The sequence below is a fragment of the Streptomyces sp. NBC_01283 genome, from assembly GCF_041435335.1.
Taxonomy (GTDB): Bacteria; Actinomycetota; Actinomycetes; order Streptomycetales; family Streptomycetaceae; genus Streptomyces.
Map to the genome: position 1 here is coordinate 469,684 of NZ_CP108430.1, position 26,364 is coordinate 496,047.

At 69.2% G+C, this 26,364-nt stretch carries 25 protein-coding genes and 1 pseudogene; 14 read left to right on the plus strand and 12 right to left on the minus strand.

From position 1 onward, the window contains the following. Positions 1-231: 231 nt before the first annotated feature. On the minus strand, positions 232-978 hold the full coding sequence (locus OG302_RS02025; protein ID WP_371525043.1) for a S1 RNA-binding domain-containing protein: 747 nt from the start codon (positions 976-978) through the stop codon (positions 232-234). A gap of 256 nt (positions 979-1,234) precedes the next feature. On the opposite strand from OG302_RS02025, the gene OG302_RS02030 reads away from it, so the two are divergent. Further along, entirely contained in the window at positions 1,235-1,645 is a 411-nt protein-coding gene (locus OG302_RS02030; RefSeq protein WP_371525044.1) for a hypothetical protein, read from the plus strand. A gap of 235 nt (positions 1,646-1,880) precedes the next feature. After that, a pseudogene (locus tag OG302_RS02035) lies at positions 1,881-2,783 on the plus strand (IS701 family transposase); the annotation flags it as partial. 53 nt (positions 2,784-2,836) lie between these two features. Here OG302_RS02035 and OG302_RS02040 read toward each other — a convergent pair. From OG302_RS02040 to OG302_RS02065, 6 genes are all read right to left on the minus strand, one after another. Then, positions 2,837-3,202: a VOC family protein gene (locus OG302_RS02040; RefSeq protein ID WP_371525045.1), complete on the minus strand. Its 366-nt coding sequence runs from the start codon at positions 3,200-3,202 to the stop codon at positions 2,837-2,839. Between the two features lie 10 nt (positions 3,203-3,212). Further along, positions 3,213-3,854 (minus strand): TetR/AcrR family transcriptional regulator, encoded by a 642-nt coding sequence (locus tag OG302_RS02045; protein WP_371525046.1) that lies wholly within the window; start codon positions 3,852-3,854, stop codon positions 3,213-3,215. Positions 3,855-4,195: 341 nt separating this feature from the next. Then, positions 4,196-4,441 carry a hypothetical protein gene (locus OG302_RS02050; protein ID WP_371525047.1) on the minus strand — a complete coding sequence of 82 codons (246 nt, stop codon included), beginning with the start codon at positions 4,439-4,441 and terminating at the stop codon, positions 4,196-4,198. A 51-nt stretch (positions 4,442-4,492) separates the two neighbouring features. Next, a complete protein-coding gene (locus OG302_RS02055; RefSeq protein ID WP_371525048.1) occupies positions 4,493-5,758 on the minus strand; it encodes an IS701 family transposase in 1,266 nt (421 codons plus the stop codon). A gap of 12 nt (positions 5,759-5,770) precedes the next feature. After that, positions 5,771-7,042 carry an MFS transporter gene (locus OG302_RS02060; protein ID WP_371525049.1) on the minus strand — a complete coding sequence of 424 codons (1,272 nt, stop codon included), beginning with the start codon at positions 7,040-7,042 and terminating at the stop codon, positions 5,771-5,773. A 1,024-nt stretch (positions 7,043-8,066) separates the two neighbouring features. Then, a complete protein-coding gene (locus OG302_RS02065) occupies positions 8,067-8,513 on the minus strand; it encodes an anthrone oxygenase family protein (protein WP_371525050.1) in 447 nt (148 codons plus the stop codon). Between the two features lie 95 nt (positions 8,514-8,608). On the opposite strand from OG302_RS02065, the gene OG302_RS02070 reads away from it, so the two are divergent. From OG302_RS02070 to OG302_RS02080, 3 genes are all read left to right on the plus strand, one after another. Further along, the gene (locus tag OG302_RS02070) at positions 8,609-9,187 is read left to right on the plus strand and encodes a TetR/AcrR family transcriptional regulator (protein ID WP_371525051.1); all 579 of its coding nucleotides are present in this window, start codon (positions 8,609-8,611) and stop codon (positions 9,185-9,187) included. Positions 9,188-9,419: 232 nt separating this feature from the next. Then, the gene (locus tag OG302_RS02075) at positions 9,420-9,911 is read left to right on the plus strand and encodes a DUF2975 domain-containing protein (protein WP_371525052.1); all 492 of its coding nucleotides are present in this window, start codon (positions 9,420-9,422) and stop codon (positions 9,909-9,911) included. Further along, entirely contained in the window at positions 9,911-10,132 is a 222-nt protein-coding gene (locus OG302_RS02080) for a helix-turn-helix transcriptional regulator (RefSeq protein WP_147993614.1), read from the plus strand. The genes OG302_RS02075 and OG302_RS02080 overlap by 1 nt, the downstream gene beginning before the upstream one ends. 310 nt (positions 10,133-10,442) lie before the next feature. On the opposite strand, the gene OG302_RS02085 is transcribed toward OG302_RS02080, so the two are convergent. Then, positions 10,443-11,132: a nitroreductase family protein gene (locus tag OG302_RS02085; RefSeq protein ID WP_371525053.1), complete on the minus strand. Its 690-nt coding sequence runs from the start codon at positions 11,130-11,132 to the stop codon at positions 10,443-10,445. Positions 11,133-11,239: 107 nt separating this feature from the next. Between OG302_RS02085 and OG302_RS02090 the strand changes: the two genes are divergently transcribed. From OG302_RS02090 to OG302_RS02110, 5 genes are all read left to right on the plus strand, one after another. After that, positions 11,240-11,854 (plus strand): TetR/AcrR family transcriptional regulator, encoded by a 615-nt coding sequence (locus OG302_RS02090; protein ID WP_371525054.1) that lies wholly within the window; start codon positions 11,240-11,242, stop codon positions 11,852-11,854. Positions 11,855-12,060: 206 nt separating this feature from the next. Continuing rightward, on the plus strand, positions 12,061-13,044 hold the full coding sequence (locus tag OG302_RS02095; protein WP_371525055.1) for a zinc-binding alcohol dehydrogenase family protein: 984 nt from the start codon (positions 12,061-12,063) through the stop codon (positions 13,042-13,044). 191 nt (positions 13,045-13,235) lie between these two features. Further along, on the plus strand, positions 13,236-14,456 hold the full coding sequence (locus tag OG302_RS02100) for a metallophosphoesterase (RefSeq protein ID WP_371525056.1): 1,221 nt from the start codon (positions 13,236-13,238) through the stop codon (positions 14,454-14,456). Positions 14,457-14,766: 310 nt separating this feature from the next. Beyond that, positions 14,767-15,345, plus strand: coding sequence for a phosphoesterase (locus OG302_RS02105; protein WP_371525057.1), 579 nt, complete (start codon positions 14,767-14,769; stop codon positions 15,343-15,345). Beyond that, the gene (locus OG302_RS02110; protein WP_371525058.1) at positions 15,342-16,907 is read left to right on the plus strand and encodes an alkaline phosphatase; all 1,566 of its coding nucleotides are present in this window, start codon (positions 15,342-15,344) and stop codon (positions 16,905-16,907) included. The genes OG302_RS02105 and OG302_RS02110 overlap by 4 nt, the downstream gene beginning before the upstream one ends. A 111-nt stretch (positions 16,908-17,018) precedes the next feature. On the opposite strand, the gene OG302_RS02115 is transcribed toward OG302_RS02110, so the two are convergent. Both OG302_RS02115 and OG302_RS02120 read right to left on the minus strand, forming a co-directional pair. Next, on the minus strand, positions 17,019-17,645 hold the full coding sequence (locus OG302_RS02115; protein WP_371525059.1) for an SH3 domain-containing protein: 627 nt from the start codon (positions 17,643-17,645) through the stop codon (positions 17,019-17,021). A 302-nt stretch (positions 17,646-17,947) separates the two neighbouring features. Further along, a complete protein-coding gene (locus OG302_RS02120) occupies positions 17,948-18,694 on the minus strand; it encodes a phosphotransferase family protein (protein ID WP_371525060.1) in 747 nt (248 codons plus the stop codon). Positions 18,695-18,912: 218 nt separating this feature from the next. Between OG302_RS02120 and OG302_RS02125 the strand changes: the two genes are divergently transcribed. Continuing rightward, the gene (locus OG302_RS02125) at positions 18,913-20,109 is read left to right on the plus strand and encodes an MFS transporter (RefSeq protein ID WP_371749992.1); all 1,197 of its coding nucleotides are present in this window, start codon (positions 18,913-18,915) and stop codon (positions 20,107-20,109) included. 62 nt (positions 20,110-20,171) lie between these two features. On the opposite strand, the gene OG302_RS02130 is transcribed toward OG302_RS02125, so the two are convergent. Next, entirely contained in the window at positions 20,172-21,080 is a 909-nt protein-coding gene (locus OG302_RS02130) for an oxidoreductase (protein ID WP_371525061.1), read from the minus strand. Between the two features lie 272 nt (positions 21,081-21,352). On the opposite strand from OG302_RS02130, the gene OG302_RS02135 reads away from it, so the two are divergent. Then, on the plus strand, positions 21,353-22,879 hold the full coding sequence (locus tag OG302_RS02135; protein WP_371525062.1) for an alpha/beta hydrolase domain-containing protein: 1,527 nt from the start codon (positions 21,353-21,355) through the stop codon (positions 22,877-22,879). A 231-nt stretch (positions 22,880-23,110) separates the two neighbouring features. Here OG302_RS02135 and OG302_RS02140 read toward each other — a convergent pair whose 3' ends face one another. Continuing rightward, positions 23,111-24,169, minus strand: coding sequence for a LacI family DNA-binding transcriptional regulator (locus tag OG302_RS02140; protein WP_371525063.1), 1,059 nt, complete (start codon positions 24,167-24,169; stop codon positions 23,111-23,113). A gap of 318 nt (positions 24,170-24,487) precedes the next feature. Between OG302_RS02140 and OG302_RS02145 the strand changes: the two genes are divergently transcribed. Together OG302_RS02145 and OG302_RS02150 are read left to right on the plus strand one after the other, a co-directional pair. Next, a complete protein-coding gene (locus tag OG302_RS02145) occupies positions 24,488-24,610 on the plus strand; it encodes a hypothetical protein (RefSeq protein WP_371525064.1) in 123 nt (40 codons plus the stop codon). A 405-nt stretch (positions 24,611-25,015) separates the two neighbouring features. Further along, positions 25,016-26,341, plus strand: a complete 1,326-nt coding sequence (locus OG302_RS02150) for a non-reducing end alpha-L-arabinofuranosidase family hydrolase (RefSeq protein ID WP_371525065.1) — start codon at positions 25,016-25,018, stop codon at positions 26,339-26,341. Positions 26,342-26,364 lie beyond the last annotated feature (23 nt).

Sequence of the window (26,364 nt, forward strand, 5' to 3'; positions counted from 1 at the left end):
CGTCCGAAGAATTTCATGACCGGAGCATACGGATGCCTCGCATGCTGGTCGGCGAAGGGGCGGGGGCCGGTCGGTGGCTCCTGCTGCCCCGGGGCGGGCAGGCGGGTAGGCGGGCAGCGCGAACTCTCAACACCACATTGCCAAGTGGTTCGTTGAGAGCCCAAGGGCGCCCCGGGTTGGTCAGTCAACGGGCACCCCCATTGCTGAGCAGTGCCGTCCGGCGCCCCGGACTCAGTAGTCGTGGGCGCAGAGCCTGACGCGGCGTCGCTGGAGGTCGACTTCCGCGACCCGCACCGTGATCTGCTCGCCCTCACTCACGAGTTGCTCTGGGGTTTGGGCTGGCGAACTGGTCATCTCGGATACCTGCAGCAGCCCCTCGATGCCGGGGGCGAGTCGCACGAACACGCCGAGCGGGACGATCTTCGTGACGGTCCCCTTGAGGACATGGCCTGTTTGATCAGCGAACCCCACGAGGGGGTCTTCCAGCAGCGCTTTCAAGGAGATCGTGACCTGGCCATCACGCGTCTCAGAGATGATCACTTCACCAGTGATCCGCTGGCCGACCTCGACCACATCGGACGGGTGATTGATCCACGACCACGACAGGTCGGGCACGCGGATGAACCCCGTGCAGAGCCCGTCGGGCTCGCCGTCGAGGTGGACGAAGACTCCAAAGTTGTGAACTGCCGCCACCGTCCCGGAGATGATCTGCTCAGGCTGAATGGCCACCAGGAAGGCGCGTAGCTCTGGGTTCTCGCAGGCACGGGCCGAGAGCTGCAGCTGCTCTCCCCAGCGTCCGATCTCCTCGGCTTCTATCTGCTGGCCCACCTTGAGGATCTCGGACGGGTGGTCGACGCGACGGATCGACGCCTCATGCCGGGGGATACGGCCGACTTCATTGTCGTGCCCGTTCAACTCCCCGCTCAACTCCCCGAGGAGGACGAGGACGTCTGCTCCGTCGAACCCTGCGACGGTCACACGTCTCACTGGACCTGGCCGGAGCTTGTTGATCAGAGACTGCAGACGAGGGTCGGGGCCGGGCTCGGACATGAGCGGAGCTTAACTTCCGCTCGGGCCTCCCGGGGCGCGGCGGCCGTTCCAAGAATCACAGCTGGTTTCCAACAACGCGTGCGGGCACGGCGTGCAATTGGCGTACGACTCGACTCGCAAGGCCGCCTGATCCGGAACCCGACCTGCCTGACTCCTGAGGGAGCAGCGGTGGTAGAACGCCGCCATGACGCATCGATTCACTGCCCGTGCCGCCACGACGGAGATAGATCCCGATGGCTACTTCACAGAAGCCGCCCTTGCAGAAGGAACAGACGGAAGCGGCTTCATCTTGATGTTCATGGCAGGTGAGGAGGAACCCGATGATCAAGAGGTCGCCCTGGGGATGGACACCCACTGCCTGGTCACAGCCGGACAAGGCACCGCGTACGGCTGTGTCCGTGAGGCCACGCTGACAAGCAACATCCTGCGGATCTCCCTCAACCCGCAAGCGCTTGAAGCCCTGCGGTTGAAGGACAGTGACATCGAGGCCGTCATCGAAGCGCCGCCCGCCGATCTGTCCCAGTTCCGCGAAGTCCTCGCCCAGGTGCTCGCCTACGGACGTGCGGATGCCGTGCCCCTTCGTGTAGGCATCTGACTCGGTGACCAGGCCGCTCCGTGCGGCTGCCATGCGGACCACCCTGCGCATCCTGCGCCCGCCCGCTGATTCCGTTCGCGTCAGCCGTGATCGCTACGGCCATGGACGACGCCGTCTCCGCCATCACGCGTTCGTCGACGACGACCTGGACCTGCCCCTGTCCGCGCCCGACTTCACTGACCCATACCGCACCCTGACCGACACCTGCACCCCGCATCCGGCCCCCGCGCCAGTCCAGGTGGCCGTCTGCCTCGCCTATTCCAGCCCGCGCGGACACGCGGCGATCGACCGGGAACCATATGTGCCGCGCTCCTGGACCGAGGACCCGGTCCGCTGCCGTGCGGCCGGGATCCCCGACACCGTCCGCTTCGCCACGAAGCCTGCACTCGCTGTCCGCATGATTGACCGGACCCTGGATGCTGGGGTCCGTGCGCCCTGGGTGGCCGCGGATGAGGTCTACGGAGGCAACTCGCAGCCGCGAGGCGCTCTGGAAGACCGCCGGGTCGGTTACGTCCTCGCGGTCGCCTGCGATCACCAGATCCCCACCCGGGTGGGGAAGGTGACGGCCGATGCCCTGGTCAAGAGGCTGCCGAAGCGGGCCTGGCAGAAGCTCTCCGCAGGCGCCTGCCCCAAGGGGCACCGCTTCCACGACTGGGCCCTGGCCGACGTTGCAGACGAGGGGCCCGGTCACCGCCATCTGCTCGTTCGCCGTAACCGCGGCAGTGGTCAACTCGCCTTCTACCGCTGCTACTCGGCCGACTCGGTGCCGCTGACCCCGCTGGTGCGGGTGGCGGGGCGCAGATGGACCGTCGAGGAAACGTTCCGGGCCGCCAAGGACCTGGCTGGGCTGGACGAACACCAGGTCAGACGCTGGACGTCCTGGCACCGCTGGGTCACCCTCGCGATGATCGCCCATGCCTTCCTGGCCGCGACCACCGCACGCGAACGCGACCACCACCTAGCCCCGGACGAGCTGATCCCGTTGACCTGCAACGAGATTCAGCACCTGTTCACAGCACTCATCACCAAAGCCGTCCGCCCAGCCGCACATCACCTCGCCTGGTCCCACTGGCGACGACGCCACCAAGCCCGGGCCGGCGCCAGCCACTACCGTCAACAGCAGGCCGCGCGCGACTGAGCACGATTGTCACTGTGCACGGGTCAACCTGCGGTTTCGATTGCAGGGGGCTGTCACCTCGGGGACATGACCTCGTAGAGATTGCGAGCATCATCGACGAAGTACAGGCCGCGGGCGCACAGCGGGTGGTCGATCCGGCTGTTGCCGGGCTCTCCGGGGTCGTTGCCGTAGGGCACCCCGGCGGCGCGGAGCCGGGTGAGGATCACGTCGAAGGTTGAGGGGTCGACGTCGAAGGCCAGGTGATGGCCCGTGGGGTTCTCGACGGACATGAAGTCCAGCGTCAGGGATTCGTTGACCCGCACCGGGGCGAAATGCCGGTCTGGGCCTGCGTAGTCCAGGCCCATGACGGAGGCGAAGAATCGCGCTGCCGCCTCGTTATCGATGGCCGGAACGATGGTGTGGTTCAGCGTGATTGACATGATCCCTCTCTCAGGTCTCGATCGGCTGGGACAGGATGCCGTGCAGGAAGACGTCGACAAGGTCGGGGACACTCAGCTGCGGCGACGTATTCGCCTGCTCATCTCCTTCCGTGGGCCTGCCGGCACCGACGAACTGGAGGCCGAGGAAGATCAACGCAGCCTCCTCGGGAGACAGGCGCAGTGACTCCCGCTCTGGCTCGAAGAGTTCGGAGAGCGCCTCTCGCACTCGTGCGGAACTGGCCTCACGGTCAGGCGTGCCCCCAGCACTGCCGGGACGACCCGTCCGGCCGCGCCCGCCCGTCGCGTGGAGCGCGCCGACCACCGCGCCGACCCGGTCCAGGTGGGCGTGCAGCGCCGAGGCCGCCTCGGACAGCCGGGCGGTGAGTGGCTGGTCCAAGGACACCGAGGCCAGTTCCGCGAGGGCGCTGTCCGGGCTGAGCGCCTCGGACACACATGCGTCCAGGAGTTCGTCCTTGTCCGCGAAAACGCGGAATATGGTGCCCTCCCCGATGCCTGCGGCCCGAGCGATCTGGCGTGTCGTCACCGCACTGCCGCGCTCGATCACAAGGGGAAGAGCAGCGCGAACGATCATCTCCCGGCGGTGATCGGGATCCATCGCCGGTGCCCTCTGCCGACTGGGTGCTGTTGCCATGCGAAAAGCATCGGAGTGAGTGCTCACTCCGTCAAGGGTCCGGGATAAAGATCACGATCTACGGCTGGAGTACTAGGCTTCGGCTGCGTCGCAGCCGAACGTCTGCGGGCCTTCCGCCAACTGCGCATCCGGGTCTTCCGCCCCTTGAAGGGCCGCCCGGGAGCCGTGTCCGGCAGTCACCCCGACGAATCCGCTGTACCACGTGACCGCGGGGCCAGGTGCGTTGTGGCATCACGACCGCACCCGGCAGTTGCGGTCCGGACGACACCGAAGACAGCGAGGACGTAGACGGCTGAGGGACCAGGTCCCGGCCGGCGTCGTGGCCGGGACCTGGGGGTGGCTCACTCAGCCCGATTGTTGGCCTGCTTGGGCAGGCAGAACATCAGGGCCCACAGCAGGGCGAGGAGGCTGCCGATCCACCACAGCACGTCGATGAACGCGCCGCGGTTGAGTCCGGCGTCGGGTGAGCCGCCGGTGGTGGCAAAGAAGACCAGGGCGGTCAGCGCGGTTCCGAGGGCGATGCCTAGTAGGGCTTGGTCAGGTTCGTATCGGGGTGGGTATGTCGCGGTGGCAGGTGGGGCAGGCACCGGACCAGAGGGCGAGGAGTGTCTGCAGTTCGCGGACGACTTGGTAGAGGCTCAGGCCGGCGCCGCGTCTTTTGGGGCTCGTGCCAGCCGTTGGAGTGTGCAGAAGGCGTGCGCGACGGAGACAAGGGTGACGTGGTGGTGCCATCCGTTCCACGTGCGGCCTTCGAAGTGGGCAAGTCCCAGGGCCTGCTTCATCTCCCGGTAGTCGTGCTCGATGCGCCACCGGAGTTTGGCGAGGCGGACCAGTGTGGTCAGGGGCATGCCGGAGGGCAGGTCGGACAGCCAGAACTGGACCGGCTCGCTCTGGCCGGCAGGCCATTCGGCCAGCAGCCAGCACTCGGGCAGGTGCGGACCGTCGGTGGCCTGGCGGACCTCGCGCCCGGCAGGCCGGATGCGCAATGCCACGAAGCGGGAGTACATCCGCTTGCGGCCCCAGCGGCCGGTGCCGGGCCGCGAGCCCTCCCGCCACTGCACCGGCCGGGCCGCCTTGTGGCCCGCCGCGATGACCAGCTCCTTGACCGATCTCGGCTTGTCGGGATACTTCGCCGCCGGCGGGCGTCCGGTCCCGGAGTACGGCACGGTCACCGGCACCGCGTCGGCGCTCTGGGTGGAGAGCGTGGTGGAGATTCCCACCACGTAGTTCAGGCCGCGGGCCTGCAGTCCGTGCCTAAAGGAGGCGGCGTCGCCGTATCCGGCGTCAGCGATGGCCAGCGGCACCTCCAGTCCCCAGGAGCGGGTCTCATCGAGCATGTCCAGGGCCAGCTGCCACTTCTCCACGTGCCCGACATCGTCCGGGATGCCGCAAGCTTTGCGGCGGGCGATCTTGTCCGCATCGGCCTCCGGTGAGGCAGGATCCCAGGTCCGGGGCACGAACAGCCGCCAGTTGACCGCTGCCGAGGCATGGTCGGACGCGAGGTGGAGGGAGGCGCCGACCTGGCAGTTGGTGACCTTGCCCGCGGTGCCGGTGTACTGCCGCGACACACCCGCCGACGCACTCCCATCCTTGAGGAACCCGGTGTCGTCGAAGACCAGGGCCTCGGGTCCGATCGCCTCCTCCATCCGCCAAGCGAGCCGGGCCCGGATGTGCGCGGGATCCCAGGGGCTGGTGGTGATGAAGTTGGCCAGTGCCTGACGATTGCCGTCCTCGCCCAGCCGGGCAGCCATCGGCTCGACCGACTTGCGCTGCCCGTCGGTCAGCAGCCCGCGCAGGTAGACCTGCCCCCAACGGCGCTGGTCATTGCGCGCGAAGGGCTCGAACACCTCCTCCGCGAATGCCTCCAACTCACCACGCACCACCGCAATCTCGTCCGGAGTCACACCCTCCTAACGTCACACCGGACCCAGAGGACACGCGCCACCACAACCGACCTGACCAAGCCCTACTAGGTGCATGGCGGTATTGAACAGGCCGGAGGCGGCACCGGCGTCCTGATGCGGAACGCGGGCGAGTGACATGTCGGCGAGCGGGCCGCTGACCATTCCGAGGCCGAAGCCGATCAGTACCACCGGAGCGGTCATCGCCAGCAGGGTCAGGTCCGCCTGACCTGCGTCGGCCTGGCGTCCGTATGCGGCCATCGCAGCGAGCGCGATGAGGGCTCCGGTCTGGGGAAGGCGGCGGGCGAGGCGTCCGGCGCTCTTCGCCGCGATCGTCGCGCCCGCCAGTTCTCCGAGGGAGAGCAGCACGAAGGCCAGGGCCGCGTGGAAGGGGCTCATGCCAAGGCCGCGCTGGAGGTAGAGGGTCCAGGTCATGAAGAACAGCCCGCAGAGCAGGCCGTGCATCAGCTGCGCGGACAGGCCACCGGAGAACTGCCTGCTCCGGAAAAGGGTCAGAGGTACGAGCGGTGCGTTGTCCTGCTTGCGCTGCTGGTGGCTCAGGAAGACACCCAGCACAAGGAGACCGGAGGCCAGCATGGTGAAGCACCACAGCGGCCAGTGATGGAGGTGCCCCTCGGTCAGTGGGAAGATGATCAGGACGATGGCAAGTGCGGACAGCAGCATGCCGGGCAGGTCGAGCCGGTCGGCTTTCTGGGCGGTCGACTCAGGGATGAACCGGCGTCCCAGGAAGAGCACGGCGAGGCCGACGGGCACGTTGATCAGGAAGATCGGCCGCCAGGACAGCCCGAACAGGTCGGCCTCGGTGAGCAGGCCGCCCATCACCGGGCCCAGAACATTGGCGAGCGAAAGGCCAGCCCCGTAGAGGCCGAACGCCTTGCTGCGGTTCTGCCCCTCGAAGGTGACATGGAGGGTGGCCAGGACCTGCGGGATCATGAGCGCGACTGCCACGCCCTGGAGCAGGCGGGCGCCGTTCAGCGCTCCCGGGCCGGTGGCGAGGCCGCACAGCAGTGAGGCCGCAGTGAACACGACGGTGCCGATGAGGAGGATCTTGCGTCGGCCATAGAGGTCACCGAGGCGCCCGCCGGTGATCAGCCCGACGGCGACGGGCAGTGAATAGCCGGTGGTCAGCCACTGCACCGCGACCGGTCCAGCCCCGGTCGACTCCTGGATCGCGGGCAGGGCGGTCAGGACGACCGACTGGTCGAGGATGTCCATGAGCTCGGCGACCAGCACCACCAAGAGAGCGATCCGGGCCGCCAAGGCCATTTTCGGGTGGTGAGGTGCTCGGTGGCCCGGAGGCCGAGTGGTGTGCTGCGGCTCGTTGCCGAGCGCGGAGGAAGACACGACGGGAACTCCTGATCCAAAGGAATCGGGGAGCCCTGCCGACAGCCGCACCGGGGGCGGAAACCACGGCGCCCGGGGCAGACGGCAGAGCTGCACCCGGGAAAAGACAGAAAACTGCGGGGGGGGGTGACGCAACTCAGGCCAGCGCGACGTCCGCCCCCGGACACGTGCGACAAAACAGCACGTGGGGAACGCGGACGACTACATGGCCTGGTTGATAGGACGTCACCTCAAGAACGACACAGAAGGAACAGGAACTCCGGTCCCTGCCACCGACAGCTCGGCACAGGAACCCGCTCACGATACGACACACCCGGGCCCCGCCGCACACCGAATATCGGGCCCCTCCCCTGCTGGACCAGCACAGCACCGAGCCCCCTGCCAGAACGTTCGAACCAACCCGGCTTGTTCGTATTGAGCCGCGTCGGCCGCGGCGGGAGCTTCGTCCGCGGCTCCGGCCGAGCCGACGACACAGCTTTCCGCGCAGTCAGGAACTCAACTCCGTACTTCCGCTGAGACACATGGCTCTTTAGACCTGCCTTCGCATCGCGATGGATCGCCGCGTGCAGGCCAGGTGCGGCGCGGTGACGCCTCGGCCCCCTTGGCCGACCCCATCCCCCACCCCGCTGACCGTCGACTACAACTCGCGTCTCGCAGAGGGGACTTACAGCAGCTGGATCGATGTCCGGCCTGCGTCGGAGGGCGCGCCGAGGGACTGCCGTTTCGCCCGCGCCCCCGGGCGAAACGGCAGTCCCGATCTTTCTCGTACGGCTCTTCGACATCCGCCCTCCTTTTGTGCGCACGCGGCTGATCGAAGGGCGTTGCCTGTCGGGTCTCCGCTGCGGGAGCCGAGCGGCCGATGCATTACCGGATGCCGGAATCCGAGTGGCCCGCTGACGCACTGGAGCGGCATGGTGCGCCACCGGCGCGGTGTCGGCTGGTGGGCTCAGGCGAGGGCGGTGACCAGGAGGGTGAAAGCGGTGATGATGACGGCGACGCGGACGTAGTGGTAGCGGTTCCAGCGGTTCAGCTGCTGCTTCCAGTCGGCGGGCCGGTTGTCGGGGGTCCAGGTCTTGTTGCGGTTGTTGATCGGGACGAGCAGCAGGACCGACATGATCACGCTGAGGAGCAGCAGGGCGCCGGCGGTGATGACCAGGCCGGTGCCCTCGTGGTGCCGGGCGGTGATGGCCCAGGTGGTGACCAGGGCGAGGGAGCCGATGTACCAGATGGGCATCAGGGCGCCGAGCATCCGGCCGCCGTGGGCGTTGCCGAGCTGGGTGCTGTCGTCGGGCAGGGCGTTGAGGATGGGGTTCATGACGAAGGCGACGGAGAGTTCCACCCCCACCATCAGGCCGACGAGCACGGTGGTGATGACCTCGAGTGCGTTGAGCATGGTGGTGACCCCTCCAGGAATCTAGCGTCGCTAGGTGATGAGGCAACGCTAGTACTACTGCCGCTCTCTTGTCTAGCGGTGCTAGGATCCGAGTTATGTCGGTCAAGGAACGCAAGGAACGCGAACGGGCGGAACGCGAGCGCCTCATCGTGACCACCGCCCGAGAACTCGCCGAGCAGCAGGGCTGGGACGCGGTCACCACCCGTCGGCTGGCCGAGCGCATCGAATACAGCCAGCCCGTCCTCTACAGCCACTTCCGCGGCAAACGCGAGATCATCGGCGCCGTCGCCCTGCAAGGCGCCGCCGAACTGGCCCGCACCCTGCGGGCCGCCACCTCCGCCGCCAGCGGCCCGCGCGCCCAGGTCACCGCCCTGGCCCGCGGCTACCTCGACTTCGCCCAACACCACCCGGCCGTCTACGACGCCCTCTTTCAGCTCGACGGCGGCCTGCCCTACGCACAGGAAGACACCCCCCAGCCACTGAAGGACGCCTTCGCCGCCCTGGAGGAGACCCTCGGCCAGGTCACCGGCAACGGCGTCCACCCGGGGCTGTTCACCGAGGTGTTCTGGGCCTCCCTGCACGGCCTGGCAACCCTGGCCCGGACAGGACGACTGCTCCCGGAAGACGCCGAGGCGAGGCTGCAACTACTGGTGGACCGGCTCCCCGCGCACTGACACACCACCCCGGCAGGCACGCAGCCAGGAGCATCGGGCGGACCATCGGCGCCAGGAGCAACGACATCAAAACGCCCTGCGCCTCTACCGGTCGCAGGGCTTCCGCGAGCACGGTCGGCCAGCCGACCGTGTCCCGACGCGGCGCCCAACCGCCACCAACCCTTCGGACCAACCCTTGCCCCGCCTATCGAGATTCGATAGATTCACATCGCAATTCGATGGAAGGCGAGGCATGGGAAAGCTGGCTGTGCGTGCGCTTCGCGCCGTGCTCGTGGTGGTGCTCGCGGGCACCGTTTTGGTACAGGCCGGGATGGTGTGGGTGCTGGTCAGCGGGAGCGACCCGGAGGGCGGGGCGCTCCCGCTGACCCCACTGCGCGTGATCACCATTCTGGGCATGATGTCGGGGCAGGTCGCCCTGGTCAGCGTTTGGCGGCTGGTGACGATGGTGCGGCGCGGGACCGTGTTCTCTCACGCCGCCTTCCGGTACGTGGACGCCGTGATCGGCGCAATCGTGGCGGCCGCCCTGCTGTGGTTCACGGTCACGGCCCTCAACGCGCCGGGCCAGCGGGACGACCCGGGCGTCACCGTCATCATGGGCGGGGTCGGCCTGGCCATCCTCGGGGTCGCTCTCATCGTGCTCGTACTGCGGATGCTGCTCGCCCAGGCCGTCGCCCGCGACGTCCAAGCGGCGCAGATGCAGGCCGAGTTGGACGAGGTGATCTGATGCCGATCGTCGTCGACATCGACGTGATGCTGGCCAGGCGAAAGATGTCCGTGGGTGACCTCGCGGACCGCGTCGGGATCACTCCCGCCAACCTGGCGGTGCTCAAGAATGGCCGCGCCAAGGCAGTGCGCTTCGCGACGCTCGCCGCGCTCTGCGAGGTACTCAAGTGCCAGCCGGGCGACCTGCTGCGCTGGGAGGCCGAGGATGCGGCGAGCGGATGACGTGCACCCACAGCGGCATCCCGTCGGCCCCGTGACCCTGCGACAGCCCTCGTGGGCCGACGCGACGCACACCGTTCCCCCAGGACCGAAACCGTGGCCCTCAATACGCCACGTGACGCATTGCCCCACACATCGCCGTTGCTCCGCACCACGCCGCGAACCTCCAGCCACCCCTCCCCCACTGCCACACACCTCGACACCTGGGCGGTTTCGTTACCACCGCGCGGACGCCGCGCTTGCGTGGGTGATCACCCTGGACGGTCGCCCGGGACGACCGTGACCTTCCGCCTGCCGGCTCGCACCAAACTGCCTAGTCGTGGAAGGCCGTGGTCGACGTGAGTGGAGCCCGCTCGGCCTTCACCCGATTCACCGGCGCCGTCTCGTCGGCGTAGCCGAAGGAGATGCCGACAAGCAACTTCCCTCCGGTGATGCCGAGTTCGGTGCGGACGGTGTCGGCATAGAAGCTCAGCAGTCCCTGCGGGCAACTGTCCACGCCGTACGCGGTCATCGCCAGGAGCAGCGTCTGCATGTAGGCGCCGACATCCGCGGCCAGCCGGGCCTCTCCGTCGCCGTGGACGAAAAGGAAGGCCGCGTGCGGCGCGCCGTAGAAGCGCAGGCTTTCCGAGTCGTAGGCCGCACGTGCGGTGTGATCGTCGGGGCCGATGCCCAGCGCCCCGTACAGTTCGGCGCCGAACGCCGCCCGACGGGACTGGTGCACCGGCGCGTACATCCCCTCCGAATACGAGAAGTCCACCGAGGTGCGCCGTTCGGCGTGGGCCGTCTGCAGGGCACCGGCCAGGCGCTGACGTGCCGCGCCGCTCACCACCTCCACCTGCCACGGTTGTGCGTTGGAGTTGGACGGCGCGGTGCCGGCCAGCGAGAAGATCCTGCGCATCGTGTCCTCGGGAACGGGTTCCGGACGGAACGCGCGGGACGCGTGACGGCCGCGTATCAGCTTCTCCGCGCAGCTGCTCAGCTCAGTGGGGAAGGACGTGCTCATGGGGCTCCTTGGTGACAGCAGAGTTCATGTAAACGCTCACGTTTACATGCGGAGGTCACCGTAACGCGGCGCGGCAGCCGAAGTAAACGATTGCGTATACTTACTTCATGAACACGACCGTGAGTACGACGGCCACGGCATCCCGGGGGCGAGGGCGCGGCGGGCGGGAGCGCATTCTGGCTGCCGCCGCCCGACTGTTCGCGACCCAGGGCATCAGCGCGACCGGCATGGAACAGGTCGCCGAGCAAGCGCCGGTGTCCAAGCGGACGCTCTACGCGCACTTTCGCACCAAGAACGATCTGGTCATCGCCCACTTGCAGGGCCTCGCACTGTCGGGGGCGACCCTGGAAGGCGTGCTGACCCGCGAGGACATCCCTCCGCGAGAACGGATCCGCAAGTTGTTCGACCAGCCGGTGGCGGACGCGGCTCCGGTGCGCGGGTGTCCGTTCATCGATGCCGCCGCGGAGTTCCCCGACCCGGAGAGCGCGGTGCACTCCTACGCCCGGGAGCAGAAGCTGCGCATGGTGCAACTGATCGTCGCGGTGGTGACTGAGCTGGGCTGCCGCGGGCCCCTTCCACTCGCCGAGCAACTGGCCACCCTCGCGGACGGGGCGGCCAGCCGTGCCATGGTGCTGGACGAAGCGGACTACGGCCGACACGCACGGGCGGCGGCGGAAGTCCTCCTCGATCAGGCCTTGCCGGGAAAGACGGGAAAGGGCTGACGAGGAATACGGCGGACCAGGCACGGTCGGACGCGCCCCGCAGGACAGCCTGGCCACCACCCGGGAACGGGCCTCGTGTCGGGCCGAGGGCCGTGTCGGAGCCAGGGACCGTCCACGTCAGCAGCCTGGTGGTGATCCTGGTGGTGGCAGACCCAGGATCAGTTCCCACCTGGCTTGCCTTCGCCCACCGCATCATCATCTTTCCCATGACGAACCACACCGTTGAACAGCACGCCGTCACCATCCCCGAGTTCGGCACCGCCGATGTCCTTCGCCTCGAAACCCGCCAGGTGCCCGACCCGGGGCCGGGCCAGGTCTCGATCGACGTCGCCTACGCGGGGGCGAACTTCGCCGAGATCCTTTACCGGCGCGGGGTGGTGGACGTGCCGTTGCCCTTCGTTCCCGGCATTGAGGTCTCCGGCCGCGTCCGTGCTCTTGGCACGGGCGTGAGCGGGCTGGAGGTGGGCCAGCGGGTGGCGGCGCTGACCATCGTCGACAGCGGCGGCTACGCCCAGGTGGTCGTCACCTCCGCACACCTCGTCGCGCCGCTGCCCGAGGACCTCACCGCACTTGCCACCGCTGCGGCGCTGCCCTCCAACAGCACCGCCGCGTTCCTGGTGCTGGAGCGGGTGGCTCGTCTCGCCGCCGGGGAGCGCGTGCTGGTCCATGCCGCGGCGGGCGGCGTCGGCAGTCAACTCGGCCAGGTGGCACGGCTCCTGGGTGCCGGACGCGTCGTGGGCACTGTCGGCAGCGCGGCCAAGGTGAAACAGGCGAAGGAGTTCGGGTACGACGAGGTCGTCCTGCGGGAGGATGTCTCGTCCGCCGGCGAGTTCGACGTCGTCATCGACATGGTCGGCGGACCCGCCCGGCGAGCGAGCCTGGAACGCCTGGCGCCGCTGGGTCGTCTGGTGGTCATGGGGAATGCCTCCGACGCCGACGACGTGCCGTTCTCCGCGAACGAACTGTGGTTCACCAACAAGACGGTGTCAGGCTTCAACCTCGCCGCCTTCGCCGCCGCGCACCCCCAGGAGACGGGGCGGGCGCTGCGTCGGGCGGTGGCCGCCGTGGCCGGCGGCGACCTGCACCTGCAGGTCGAAACAGCGCCACTCGCACACGTCGCCGAGGTGCACCGCCGGATCGAGTCGGGGCGGACAACAGGCAAGGTCGTTCTCGACATCACCGCCGTGTAATGACCCCGCGCAGGTGAATGCGCTTCACCCGGAACCCCGGTCGTCGACCGCGGTCGTCACCGGGGCCCATGGCCCGTGCCGCTAGTAACTCCCCCGCCCCGGCTGCCCCGCCACAGTGGCGACCAGACGCCACTTGCAGCGACCAGATACATTGCGCGCGTTGACAGGGTGGCTACTTGAGGAGGGGCAGCGTGACCGACACCAGCGAAGCACGAGCCGGGGACGATTCAGCACACGCGGCCCAGCAGAGCCGGCTGCGCCGCCTGATGCGCTACATCCCCCTGATCGCGCCGGTCCTGCTGTGGACCGTGCCTTGTTGGGTGCTGCTGTACGCAGGCCAGCACTGGCCGCTCGCCGTCCTGCTGGGCGGCACCGCCGTATTCGCCCTCGGCCTGACCGGTATGCCGCTGGCGATGATGCGTGGCCACGGCCGACGGCAGCAGGACTGGGCGGCCATCGTCGGAGACTCCCTTCTCGGGGTCAGCTGGGTGTTGTTCACCTGGTCCGTCCTGCTCGGCGTCCTGCTGCGCCTTGCCCTTACGCTGGCCGGCGCAGGCGACGGGCAGTACCGGGCCCGGTTCGTCACCTGGGCGGTCCTGGGCACGGCCGCCGTGCTGCTCGCCTGGGGGTACGCCGAGGCCCGCCGAGTACCACGGGTGCGCCACCTCGACGTGCAACTCCCCCGCCTGGGAGCCGGGTTGGACGGCACCCGTGTCGCCCTCATCACCGACACCCACTACGGCCCGCTCGACCGCGCCCGCTGGTCCTCACGGGTCTGCGAGACGGTGAACACCCTGGAGGCCGACCTGGTCTGCCACACCGGCGACATCGCGGACGGCACCGCCGAACGCCGCCGCGCCCAGGCCGCCCCACTCGGCACCGTACGGGCCACCCGGGCCCGGGTCTACGTCACCGGCAACCACGAGTACTACAGCGAGGCCCAGGGCTGGGTCGACCTGATGGACGCGCTGGGCTGGGAACCGCTGCGCAACCGCCATCTGCTGCTCGAACGCGGCGGCGACACCCTCGTGGTCGCCGGCGTGGACGACGTGACCGCCGAGTCCTCCGGCCTGGCCGGCCATCGCGCGCACCTCGCCGGAGCCCTGGACGGCGCCGACCCTGACCTGCCCGTCCTGCTCCTTGCCCACCAGCCCAAGTTCGTCGACCGCGCGGTGGCCGGCGGAGTCGACCTCCAGCTCTCCGGCCACACCCATGGCGGTCAGATCTGGCCCTTCCACCACCTGGTCCGCATCGACCAGCCCGCTCTCGCCGGCCTCAGCCGCCACGGCGACCGCACCCTCCTCTACACCAGCCGCGGCACCGGCTTCTGGGGCCCACCGTTCCGCATCTTCGCTCCCAGCGAGATCACCCTGCTCGTACTCCGCTCCCCGCAGCGGCCTCCCACGCCGTAACGCGGACGAGCAGACGCTCCCGCATGGCCCGGCTCCCACGTCAATGCCCGGCCCCCTTCCCTCTCCTTCCCTGCGCACAGGCCTGCGGCCGGTCTCACCTCCAACCCCGACGGAGCGTTGGTGACGCGATCTGCGTAGGCGTGCGGCAGGGGATCGAAGCACGCGCGACCCCGGGAACCGGCGGCATACAGCCATGCACGGCGATGTACAGCGACGTACGGCTGTAACAGAATTCGCCGGAATGCTTCTCCTGGTTCATGCGGGGCTGGTGGGCTGACCGCGCTCAACTCACCGATCACAGGAGGCGTGCGTGAATCTCGTCGTCAACGGCGACGCGGAGAGCGGGTCCGGCGGCAGTGCCGACCCCGTCTCGAAGGTCCGCGGCTGGAAGGTCACCCAGGGAGCCCCGGCCCTCATCGACTACAGTCTCGGCGGCGGTTACCCGACCGCCTCGGACCCCGGCCCGGCCCACCGCGGCAGCCGCTTCTTCTCGGGTGGCAACAGCCCGCGTACCGCGTTGATGCAGGACGTCGACCTGCCCAGGAGCGGTCCCACCGGACGCCGCGCCGTCGACGCGGGCAAGGTCCGCTACACGCTGGCCGGCTGGCTCGGCGGTTTCGCCGGGCAGGAGGACGGCGCACGCCTGTCCGTGGAGTTCCGTGACTCCAGGGGCACCCCGATCGCCCTCAGTGTCCTCGGACCGGTCGGCGCGGCCGACCGGCAGGGCAAGACCGGGCTCCTGGAGCGCACGGCTGAGGCCGCCGTGCCGCCCACCGCCCGCTCGGCGCGGGTCCTTCTCGTCTTCACGCGCAGCGGCAGCGGCACCTCCAACGACGGTTACGCGGACGCCCTTTCCCTCACGCTCAGCACCACCGGAGGCCGCCGATGACCGTCAACCGACGTGACCTGCTCAAGTCCGCCGCGGCCGTCGGCGCGCTCAGCGTCGCCTGGCCACTCGCCCCGGGCCTCACCCCGGCGCAGGCCCGCGAGGCCGCCGAGAACCTGGGTGCCGAGTACGACCACGCGCCCTTCACGCTCGGCGTCGCCTCGGGTGATCCGCAGCCGCACTCCGTGGTGCTGTGGACCAGACTCGCCCCCGAACCGCTCGCCGCCGAGCAGAGACTTCCCGACGTCGTCGAGGTCGATTGGGTCGTCGCCAAGGACGCCCGGCTGCGCCACGTCGTCGCCCGGGGCACGGCACCCGCGTCGGCGACACTCGGCCACAGCGTGCACGTCCCGGTGAGCGGCCTGGCTCCGGGCCGCCACTACTGGTACGCCTTCAAGGCACTCGGAAAGACATCCCGCACGGGGCGTACGAAGACTGCGCCGCGCGGCCACATCTCGAAGGTCACCTTCGCGGCCGCCAACTGCCAGGCGTTCCACGACGGTTTCTTCGCCGCTCATCGCGGCATCGCCCGCGAGAACGTCGACTTCGTCGTCCACCTCGGTGACTACATCTATGAGCACGGCCAAGTCGGCGGCGTACCCGAAGAGCATGTCCGGGACCACGACGGCCCGGAGATCCTCACCCTCGCCGACTACCGCAAGCGGCACGCCCTGTACAAGGGCGACAAGTCGCTGCGCGAGGCGCACGCCGCCCACCCGTGGTTCTTGACCTGGGACGACCACGAGGTCGTCAACGACTACAGCGGCACCGGCGGCGGGGCCCCGTTCATGCGGCGCCGCGCAGCCGCGTACCAGGCATGGTTCGAGCACATGCCGCACCGTGATTCCTTCGGCGGGTCCGCACTGCCCGACCCGGAGATCCACCGGGTGCGGCGCTGGGGCGACCTGGTGGAACTCACCGTCCTGGACCTGCGCTCGTACCGCTCGGCGCAGAACTTGCCGGACGGCACCATCCTGGGCGCCGAGCAGAAGACGTGGCTGAAGAAGACCGTCGACCGCGCCCCCGACGCCTGGCACATATGGGCCAACTCGATCATGCTGAGCCAGCTCCGGGGCCGTCCGGGCGGCTCGTACATGTTCACCGATCAGTGGGACGGCTTCCTCGCCGAGCGCAAGGAGGTCCTCGGGCATGTGCACGAGAGCGGTCTGGAGGACCTGGTCGTCATCACGGGTGACTGGCACTCGGCGTTCGTCGATGACATCCGCACCGACTTCGACGAGCCCGAATCCCCCTTGCTGGGAACGGAGTTCACCGCACACTCGGTGACCTCGGGTGCGTACTCCGCGGACTGGAACGCGGCCAACGGCCCGCTGATGGGCAAGGCCAATCCCCACCTGAAGTACTTCGAGGGCAACCGGTACGGCTACGACGTGTACGAGGTGACGCCGGAGCGGTTCAGCGCACACATGCGGGTCGTCGGTGACCGCCGCGACCCGCGCTCGCCCGTCCGTACGCTGACGACGTTCCATGTGGACCGGGGCAAGGCCGGCTCCTACGAGGACGAGGACACCAAGGGGTCGCCCGCGCAGTACCGCCGGGACTGACACCGGGTTTCGACGCGCGGCACGGTCGAGTCCAGGGGTGGGCCCGGTGGGCACCTCCTGGACTCGACCTCGCCTGCGCACTTGGGAACGGCTACCGAGTCGCTGATTCGGTCACTTGCAAGGAGGAACCGCGCCGTTGGCCTTCACGTAGCGAGCGGTGACCCATCCCTTGGGCGTCTTGACCTGGTACCAGGTGCGGTTGCCGCCGACGGGCTGACCGACCTTGCGGCAGATCAGGTCGATGGACTGACCCTTCCGGTAGGCGCCAGTGATACGCGAGCTGGAGGTCGGCTGCTGGCGTACGTGCACGCCGGTCTTTGAGATGACCTTGCCCTTCACCGGCTTCGGGGACGGTGCGAGAACGGTGAGCTTGGCCTTCGCCGTCCACTTTCCGCAGCCGACTCCCCCGACCATGACCTGGTGAGGACCAGGGGCGGCATTCGCCTTCACCCCTGCAGGGCCCGAGTACACCGGCGGGTTGCCCTTCTTCGCCAGCGTCACCGGCTTGACGAAGGCATCGGACCGCGCCGATACCGAACGACACGTTTTCGGGGCGCCGACGACCTTTACCGCGACCGTGGCCTTCTGCTTGGCCACCGTCGGAGTGACCGTGACCCGCGGGGCTGGCGCCGTATGGGGAGTCGGCCCGGTGGGAGCATCTGCGTGTGCGAGACCGGTCATCGCCACGGAGGCGACGGCTACGGCCACACACCCGCTGACGGCATTGCGAACCAGCATTTCCATCTCCTTGAAGCGGTGAGCCCCGAGCGGAGTCCGGGACCCTGCACTGTCGAGGAAATGTAGGTCGCTTGTCGGACAGATCGGGTTATCTGCCCCTCGACGCGCGGTCCGTCACCGCATTGCAGGAACAAAGGATCAGCCGACGGACCTGCTGAACCAGAGCCGACGTCGGCGCTGACGGGCACATGAGGCCGGCAAGTCCTGCGCACCGCACTTGTTGGGCGAAGGGTCCGTCGCCCCAGGTCGTGGCCTGCTCGATGCGTCAGAACGCCATGCACAGCGGTCGGTCCCGCGCGGCCTCACATCCGGGATCTCAGAACGTCGACCTCACAACCCGGCAAGAAGGGGTCGAAGCCGTGCTCGATCAGCCAGCGCACTGCCAGGAGGCTTCGCAGCGACCACCACGCATGGATCACGTCGAGGTCGATGTCGGCGCCATACCCGGCGAGGACGTCGTCGAGGTGCTCCTCGTGGCCGAGCGTGAAGGTGGCGAGGTCGTACAGGGCATCGCCCTGGCCCGCCTCGGACCAGTCGATGATGCCGGTGACCTCGTCGCCGTCGACGAAGACGTGCGCGATCTGCAGGTCGCCGTGCGTGAACGCCGGAGTCCACGGCCGGAGCGCGGCCTCGGCGACCTGGCGGTTGCGGGTGACCAGATCGGCGGGCAAGACGCCCTTCGTCACGAGCAGCTCGCACTCATCGTCGAGTTCCGCCGCCAGCGCGACGATGCTCCGGCCGGCCCGGCCCGGCCGGGGTGGCAGGGGCGCGTCGTGCAGCTTCCGGATAGCGGCGCCTGCCGCGGCCCACGCCGCCGGCGACCCGGTCGACGGCCCGCCGAGGCGCCCGAGCGTCGTCCCGGGGAGTGCGGCGATCGCCAGCACGGGCGGCCTGCGCCACAGGACTTCCGGGGTCGGGACCGGTGCGAACGACATCGCCTCGACCTCGGCGTCGATGCGCGCCTGATCGGCGTCCACCTTCAAGAACACGTCACCGACGCGCAGGGTCGCGCGCTCGGAATGGGCGACGACGACTTTGACCTCATCCATGGGCGAGCAGTATCCCGGGAGTGATCGCCGACGTCTCCAGGTTTGTTGCGTGCGACGACGCGGCTGACCGCCTCCAGCTACCCGACGGCCTCGCGCACGGACCTCTTGCAACAGCCTCCTGCAGCCTGCAGGAGGACGACACCACGCCAGCATCTCAAAACGCCCACCTCCTCCCGACGGCGACTACGGTTCCTGATGTGACTGATCGTCAGAATGCCATTCGGGGCCGTCGACGGGGTGGCTATCTCCGGGCCGCCGGGGCCTTCGCCGTGTGCATGGCCGGCACCACGCTCCCCACTCCGCTCTACGGTCTGTACCAGAACGAGCTCGGCTTCTCCGAGCTGATCGTGACGGTCGTCTTCGCCGTCTATGCCTTGGGGGTGATCGGTGTCCTGCTGCTCGCGGGCAACGTCTCGGACACCGTCGGCCGCAGACCGGTCCTGCTCTGCGGCCTTGGGCTCTCCGCGCTCAGTGCCGTGTGCTTCCTGTCCGAGGGCGGCCTGCCGTTCCTCTACCTCGGACGGCTGCTGTCGGGGCTCTCCGCCGGACTGTTCACCGGCGCGGCGACCGCATATGTGATGGAGTGCGCCCCGCCCGGGAAAGAGGGGCGGGCCGCCTTCGCTTCGACCGCGGCCAACATGGGAGGCCTCGGCTGCGGCCCGCTGCTCGCGGGGCTGCTCGCCGAATACGCGCCGATGCCGCTGTCCCTGCCGTTCGTGACTCATCTCGTCCTGGTGGCGGTCGCGTTCGCCATGATCTGGTCACTGGCCGAGACCGTGCGCGACCCGCGGCCCCTGCGCACGGCACGCCCCCAGGGACCCAGCCTGCCGCCGGAGGTCCGGCCGGTCTTCGTGCCCGCCGCACTCGCGGCGTTCGTCGGCTTCTCCCTGCTGGGGGTGTTCACCTCGGTGTCCCCCGCCTTCCTCACCCGGACGCTCGACGTCACGAACCTGGCCCTCATCGGCCTGATCGTCTTCCTGGCGTTCTTCGCGTCCACCATCGGCCAACTCCTGGTCAGCCGGCTCGGTGTGGCAAGGGCGCTGCCGCTCGGTTGCCTGGCGCTGATCGCCGGTCTGGGCCTGCTGGCCGGGGCGTTGGCCTGGGAGAAGCTCCCGTTGGTGGTGGTCAGTGCGCTGGTGGGCGGTGCGGGTCAGGGACTTGCCCTGCGGGCCGCGGTGGCAGCCGTGGCGGACGCCGCTCCCCAAACGCACCGGGCAGGCGTCATCTCGTCGCTCTTCGTGGTCGCGTACACGGGCATCTCCATCCCCGTCATCGGCATCGGCGTGCTCTCCGAACCACTGGGGCTCGAAGAGGCCGGGCTTGTCTTCATCGGCGTCATGGTGCTGCTGGCCGCTGCCGCCGGCGCCTATCTGGTGCGGCGCCGGGCAGTGGGCGTACGCAACGGAAGAGCGTGACTGCTCCTCGGTACCTGTCTGCAACCGCCGGCCGTCACCAGGCGCCTGGCCCTGGCCGCCTATCAGGCATGGGCTGCCTGGTCCTCGTGGTCGGTGGACTCGGAGACCTTCCGCCAGGTGTGCAGTTCGGCGACCTGGGTCTCGAGCTTGGCCTGGGTAAAGCCGTAGGCGTCGGAGCCGAGGACCAGCCGCAGCGGCGGCTGGGCGAGCTCGGTGAGGTTCACGATCGCCTCGGCACCCTTGACCGGGTCACCAGGTTGCGCGTGGTTCACGTCCTGGGCATGGGTGCGGGTGGCGCCGGCGGTGTCGGCGTAATCGTCGATGACGTTGTGCTCCGTGCTGAGGCTGGAAGTGTCGAGGAAGTCGGTGCGGAAGTATCCGGGCTCGATGAGGGTCACTTTGATGCCGAGCGGAGCAAGTTCGTGGGACATCGCCTCGGTGAAGCCCTCCATGGCGAACTTGGTCGAGTTGTACAGGCCCCAGCCCGGGATGCCGACCACTCCGGCGACAGAGCTGATGTTGACTATGTGCCCGGAGCGCTGCTCGCGCAGCTGCGGCAGGACGGCGCGCTGGACGTTGAGCGCGCCGAACACGTTGACGTCGAAGGCCGCACGCACCGCTTGGTCAGAGACCTCTTCGACCGCGCCGAGCAGGCCACGGCCGGCGTTGTTGACGACGACGTCGATCCGGCCGAAGTGCTCGGTGGCCGCGTCGACCGCCCGCGTGACCTCCGCTGCGTCGGTCACATCGACGTCAAGCGCGAGCAGGTTCTGGCTCGCCCCGGGCAGCAGGGCGGCGATGTGGTCGGAGCGGCGGGCGGTGGCGACCACCTTGTGTCCGCGAGCCAGCGCCTCACGGACGATCGCCAGGCCGAAGCCGCGAGAGGCGCCGGTCACGAACCACACATCGGAGCCAACAGGAGCGTTGTCGCTGCTGGAAGTGTTGTGCGAGGTGGCGGGAAGGCTGCTCATGAGGGGTCTTCTCCTGACGGGAGTTGAGGTGTTCAGCGTCGGCGTTCCCGGCGCTGACCTCAATGTTTCGCCACCCCAGCCAACCCACCCAGCCCTCCGGTCAGCCTACGTCTGCCAGAAGTACCTTCGCTCTGCCGGGCCGTCACCGGCCATCGGCCATCTGTCACCGCTCCCGGGACACCGGTGGATTTGCCGATGGCAGCCCTGCACGGTCCGTCGAGACTGCGGTCTCAACCCATTGGGACACGCATTCACGGAGGCAACCCGTGCGCATGCTTGCTCGGTTATTCCGGCGGTCCGTCACCGCCACCGCGCTGGGGGCGCTGCTCTGCGGCGCCCTCCTCGTCGACCCGTTGGCCCTCCCGGCCGCGGCCTCCCCCGCCACGACCGCGAGCCCAACAGTCACCGTCCCGCCCGCCGGCAGTCACGGCTTCCCGTTCCTCGCCGCGGCGGAGGACCTCGCCTCGTTCGGCTACACCGAGAGCGAGTACTTCTTCTCGGGCACCGCCACCTCGTACGCCAAGTCCGGCCTGTGGACCTCGGACGGCCGGTGGAACGTCCGCGCGTCCGGCACCGCCGACTACAAGAGCCGTCTGCTGGTGCGCCGTCCCACCGATCCGGCGAAGTTCAACGGCACCGTAGTGGTGGAGTGGCTCAACGTCAGCGGCCAGCTCGACCTCTCCCCGGACTACTGGTTCGAGCGGGACGAGCTGCTGCGTGAGGGCTACGCCTGGGTCGGCGTCTCGGCGCAGGCCGTAGGGGTCAACGGCGGACGGGGCGAGATCAAGGGTCTGAAGGGCTGGGACCCGGCCCGGTACTCCGGCCTCGTCCACCCCGGTGACGCCTTCGCCTACGACATCTTCTCCCAGGCGGGCCAGGCGCTGCGCACCCCGAACGGGCCGGACCCGCTCGGCGGGCTCCCGGTCCGCACACTGCTCGCCGACGGCGAGTCACAGTCAGCGGGCTTCATGACGACGTATGTCAACGCCGTCCAGCCGGTCTCCAAGGTCTACGACGGCTTCATGGTGCACAGCAACAGCGCGATCGCCGCCCCGATCAGCGGTGTGCTCGCCGACACCCTGCTGATGCCCAACCCCTCCCGGATCAGGACCGACCTGGCGGTGCCGACCTTCGTGGTGCTCACCGAGACCGACGTGCCGGGCGCCGCGACCGCTCGGCAGCCGGACACCAGCAGCGTCGTGCACTGGGAACTGGCCGGCACCGCGCACGGCGACCAGTGGGCCTTCGACCTCGGCAGCGCGACCGTACAGAAATCGGCGGGCTCGGCCGCGCCGTCGCCGGACTGCGCCGCTGGTTCGGCTCCCTTCAATGACGGGCCCGGCCACTGGGCGATGAACGCGGCGCTGCGTCACCTGGCCGTCTGGGCGCGGGGCGGTGCGCGGCCGCCGAGCGGTCAGCCGCTGAGCACCGTGCTGCGTGACCCGGCCACCGGCCTGGCCACCGGCGGTGTCCGCCTGCCGGATGTCACGGTGCCCACCCGTACGCTCACCGGTTCGCGCGACACCACCGGCAGCGGCGTCTTCTGCGGCCTGTACGGAGCCCGCGACCCGTGGAACGGCGACACGGACGCCTGGGACCGGCACGACGACGGCGACCCCTCCGATCCGTCCCTCCCGGCCACCACGGAGCCGGTGCTCAGCCGGCTCTACCCGACCCACGCCGGCTACGTGGGCAAGGTGCGCACGGCCGCGCAGACGTCCGTGAACGCCGGATACCTGCTGCCGGAGGACGCGACCGCGATCGTCGCCGCCGCGCAGGACTCGGAGATCGGCGGCTGACCCGCCGTCGTCGGGCCGCTGCCCCGCGCCCCGGCACCACTGCGGCACGGGGCAGCGGCCGGCGTCCGTGAGGGGTATTGAGTACCCGCACAGTGGTCTTCCGGAAGCGATCCGAAAATTGTCGGGCGATGGCCTCGGAAGTTGCGGGCATAGGAAGGGTGCGTCAACGGCAGGTGCATCAACGTCCCTACCAACATGGGCCGTTGACACCCCCGGGAGGCTGCCCCTCCGCTACGCGCGGCGCGGCTGGGCCGTACTCGCGCGGATCACCAGCTCCGTGGCCAGCTCCACCCGCGGCGAGGCCGGCTCCACGGAGCGGGCCAGGTCGAGCACGGCACGGGCCGCCAACTTGCCCATGTCCGCCAGGGGTTGACGCACCGTCGTGAGGGGCGGGGACGACCAGCACACCTCCGGCAGGTCGTCGAAGCCGACGACGCTCACGTCCTCCGGCACGCGCAGGCCGCGCCGGCGCAGCGCCTCGATCGCGCCGAGCGCCATCTGGTCGCTGGCGGCGAAGATCGCGGTGGGCGGTACGTCCAGGTCCAGCAGCCGGTTCGCGCCGGTGAACCCGGACTCGTGGTAGAAGTCCCCGGGCACGATCAGCTCGCCGTCGACCGGCGCCCCGGCCGCATCGAGCGCGGCACGGTAGCCGTCGAGGCGGGCCCGGGAACACAGCAGCCGGGGCGGGCCCTCGATGAACCCGATCCGGCGGTGGCCGAGCCCGAGCAGATGCTCCGTGGCGGCCATGCCGCCCGCCCAGTTGGTGGCGCCGACGGTGGGTGCGTCGGTGGCAGGCGATCCGGCCGGGTCGATCACCACCAACGGCACGCCCAGGCGCCGCAGTTCGTCATGGAGCCCGGGTTCGAGCGCGGAGGTCACCAGGATCACGCCGTCCGAGGCGCGGGCCCGCAGGTTCGTCATCCACTGGCGGGCAGCGCCCGCCCGGCCGTGGATCGCGGAGACCACGGTGCCCACGCCCTGCTCGTGCGCGACCTCCTCCACACCGCGGATGATCTCCACCGCCCAGGGGCTGTCGAGGTCGTTGAAGACCAGGTCGAGCAGGGCCGCCCGGGCCCCTGGTGCCACCGGGCGGCGGCGGTAGCCGTGCCGGTGCAGGAGGTCCTCGATGCGGGCCCGGGTGGCGGGCGAGACGTCGGAGCGCCCGTTGACGACACGCGAGACGGTCGGCACGGACACCCCGGCCTCCCGTGCGATCTCGCTGATCGTCACCTTGACCGCCCCGACCGGGCTCCGCGTACCTGTATCGCGCTGGGCACGTTTCCCGGCCACAGTCCCCACCTCCGTAGCTGTGCACCCGAAAGCCTCCGAGCGCCTTCCGGAAACCGTAGAACATACCGTCGGCCGTCGGCCGCTCACCCCCATTACCGACGATGAGCCGGTGCAGTTCCGGCTGGGCTGCGCTTGCGCGGGATGTTCTCGCATGCGTACTTCGACCCGGTGGACGACATGCAGGCACTTGGTGTCTACCAGGCGTCCCGTGGGGCCGGGCCGCGTCCCACAAAACCTGAGCGTGGTCGGCTTTGACGACATGCCGGTCGCGGTCTGGGCCGGTCCCCGCTGACGACGGCGTATCAGCCGTTGAGTGAAATGGCTTCCTCCGCCGCCGAGTTGGCTCTCTCACTCGACCACGGGGAGAGGGTGCCGCAGCTCGGCCCGGAGATCTTCACGAAGCTCGCGGTCCGCCGGAGCGCGGCCCTGCCGGCGAGCTGAGCGCGGCGGCGTCCCGGGCGGGGCTTCCGGTGCGGCCAGGCGTACGCCAACTGACCCGCTCACCACAGGGGTTGAAGCTTTCGCACTGGAAATGGGAGCGCAAAACTTTCGGATGATCGCCGAAAATGTTGCGCACACAGCATTGACCGGGCCCCGTCAACGGCACCATTATTTTCACGTCCGAAGACCCGGCCACTGTTCGGTATTTCGACCACGCGTAGGGCTAGCCGGCCCTGGCCGTACAGCCGGCCAAACCGCACGACGCATGCGTCCCATTCGAGCCGCCATGGAGCTGCCCATGCCCTTCCGGTGGTCCTCCACAGGACCGGTCATCTCACCGCAGCAGGACGGCAGCAACTCCGTCGCCGTCAAGGACCCGTCGGTGGTCCGGGACAAGAACGGCAGATGGCACGTCTTCATGACGCCGTCTACCGCGTCAAGGGCACCGACACCTACCTGCTGATCTGGGAAGCCATCGGCGGCGACGGCAACCGGTACTACCGCCCCTTCACCTCCAAGGGCCTGACCGGCACCTGGCAGCCGCTCGCCGCCACCGAGGCCAACCCCTTCGCCCGCTCCACCAACGTCACCTTCCCCGGCGGCGCCTGGACGAAGGACATCAGCCACGGCGAGCTGATCCGCGCCACCAACCACCAGACCATGACCATCGACCCCTGCCTGCTCCAACTCCTCTACCAGGCACCAGGCCCGCAACCCCAACTCCGGTGGCGAGTACTTCCAGTTGCCCTAACGGCTCGGACTCGCCACCCAGACCAACTCCACCTGCTGAGTCCTCCCTGTCCCCCACACAAGGAGCCACACATGTCGTTGAACCGACGAACCTTCCTCGGCCTGACCGGGGCCGCGACAGCGGGCCTGAGCACCCCTCTGCTCGGCTCCGCACTGCATCCCGCATCCGGTGCCGAACTTCCGTCGCCCGCCGGTGAGTTCGCCGTCGGAGTACGCCAGTACCACTGGAGCCGCGGCACCCGCTCGCTGTTCACCAAGGTCTTCTACCCCACCCCCGGCACCCCCGGCGGCACGCCCGTTCCCGACGCGCCACTCGCCGACGGCGTGTTCCCCATCGCCCAGTGGAGCCACGGAATGGGCGGCAACTGCGACTCCTACGCCTCGCAGACCCACGCGATAGCCTCCGCCGGCTTCATCTGCCCCGCCCCCTCGTTCTCCGACAACACCAACCTCGGCTCCGTGTACGGAGGCGAATGGTCGAGGGACGTCTCCGAGGTCATCACCCGGACCCTGGCGCTCCACGACGCCCCGGGCGGCCCCTTCGCCGGGCACATCGCCCGCGAGGCCGGCGTCGGTGTCTCCGGGCACTCGATGGGCGGCATGACCACCCACGGTCTTGTGACCGCCTGGCCCGACGACCGCATCGCCGCCGCGGTCCCGGTCGCCTGCGTGGACATGGGCGCCCCCGCCCCCTCGGTCCCCGCGGGCGTGCTCTTCATCCACGGCGACAAGGATCCGACCTGCGACTACGCCCTGGCCCGGCGGGCGTACGAGGAACGCTCCGCGCCCAAGGCATTCCTCACCCACATCGGCGCGGACCACGCCGCGTACCTGAATCCAGGGTTCCGCACCTTCGGCCAGACCCAGAACACCCTCGTGGACTGGTTCCGCTGGCGTTTGTACGACGACACCGCCGCCCGCGACCGTCTCCCCACCGACGCCTCCGCCGACGGCACCCGCTGGGAAGCCGCCCTGGCCTGACGGCCGCCAGCCATACCTATCCA

What these genes read in the sequence shown, in the direction of transcription:
- OG302_RS02030 (WP_371525044.1), top strand. Translation starts at nt 1,235, where the DNA reads ATGACGCATCGATTCACTGCCCGTGCCGCCACGACGGAGATAGATCCC.
- OG302_RS02040 (WP_371525045.1), bottom strand. Translation starts at nt 3,202, where the DNA reads ATGTCAATCACGCTGAACCACACCATCGTTCCGGCCATCGATAACGAG.
- OG302_RS02045 (WP_371525046.1), bottom strand. Translation starts at nt 3,854, where the DNA reads ATGGCAACAGCACCCAGTCGGCAGAGGGCACCGGCGATGGATCCCGAT.
- OG302_RS02060 (WP_371525049.1), bottom strand. Translation starts at nt 7,042, where the DNA reads ATGGCCTTGGCGGCCCGGATCGCTCTCTTGGTGGTGCTGGTCGCCGAG.
- OG302_RS02065 (WP_371525050.1), bottom strand. Translation starts at nt 8,513, where the DNA reads ATGCTCAACGCACTCGAGGTCATCACCACCGTGCTCGTCGGCCTGATG.
- OG302_RS02070 (WP_371525051.1), top strand. Translation starts at nt 8,609, where the DNA reads ATGTCGGTCAAGGAACGCAAGGAACGCGAACGGGCGGAACGCGAGCGC.
- OG302_RS02075 (WP_371525052.1), top strand. Translation starts at nt 9,420, where the DNA reads ATGGGAAAGCTGGCTGTGCGTGCGCTTCGCGCCGTGCTCGTGGTGGTG.
- OG302_RS02080 (WP_147993614.1), top strand. Translation starts at nt 9,911, where the DNA reads ATGCCGATCGTCGTCGACATCGACGTGATGCTGGCCAGGCGAAAGATG.
- OG302_RS02085 (WP_371525053.1), bottom strand. Translation starts at nt 11,132, where the DNA reads ATGAGCACGTCCTTCCCCACTGAGCTGAGCAGCTGCGCGGAGAAGCTG.
- OG302_RS02090 (WP_371525054.1), top strand. Translation starts at nt 11,240, where the DNA reads ATGAACACGACCGTGAGTACGACGGCCACGGCATCCCGGGGGCGAGGG.
- OG302_RS02095 (WP_371525055.1), top strand. Translation starts at nt 12,061, where the DNA reads ATGACGAACCACACCGTTGAACAGCACGCCGTCACCATCCCCGAGTTC.
- OG302_RS02110 (WP_371525058.1), top strand. Translation starts at nt 15,342, where the DNA reads ATGACCGTCAACCGACGTGACCTGCTCAAGTCCGCCGCGGCCGTCGGC.
- OG302_RS02115 (WP_371525059.1), bottom strand. Translation starts at nt 17,645, where the DNA reads ATGCTGGTTCGCAATGCCGTCAGCGGGTGTGTGGCCGTAGCCGTCGCC.
- OG302_RS02120 (WP_371525060.1), bottom strand. Translation starts at nt 18,694, where the DNA reads ATGGATGAGGTCAAAGTCGTCGTCGCCCATTCCGAGCGCGCGACCCTG.
- OG302_RS02130 (WP_371525061.1), bottom strand. Translation starts at nt 21,080, where the DNA reads ATGAGCAGCCTTCCCGCCACCTCGCACAACACTTCCAGCAGCGACAAC.
- OG302_RS02135 (WP_371525062.1), top strand. Translation starts at nt 21,353, where the DNA reads ATGCTTGCTCGGTTATTCCGGCGGTCCGTCACCGCCACCGCGCTGGGG.
- OG302_RS02145 (WP_371525064.1), top strand. Translation starts at nt 24,488, where the DNA reads ATGGCTTCCTCCGCCGCCGAGTTGGCTCTCTCACTCGACCACGGGGAG.
- OG302_RS02150 (WP_371525065.1), top strand. Translation starts at nt 25,016, where the DNA reads ATGGCACGTCTTCATGACGCCGTCTACCGCGTCAAGGGCACCGACACC.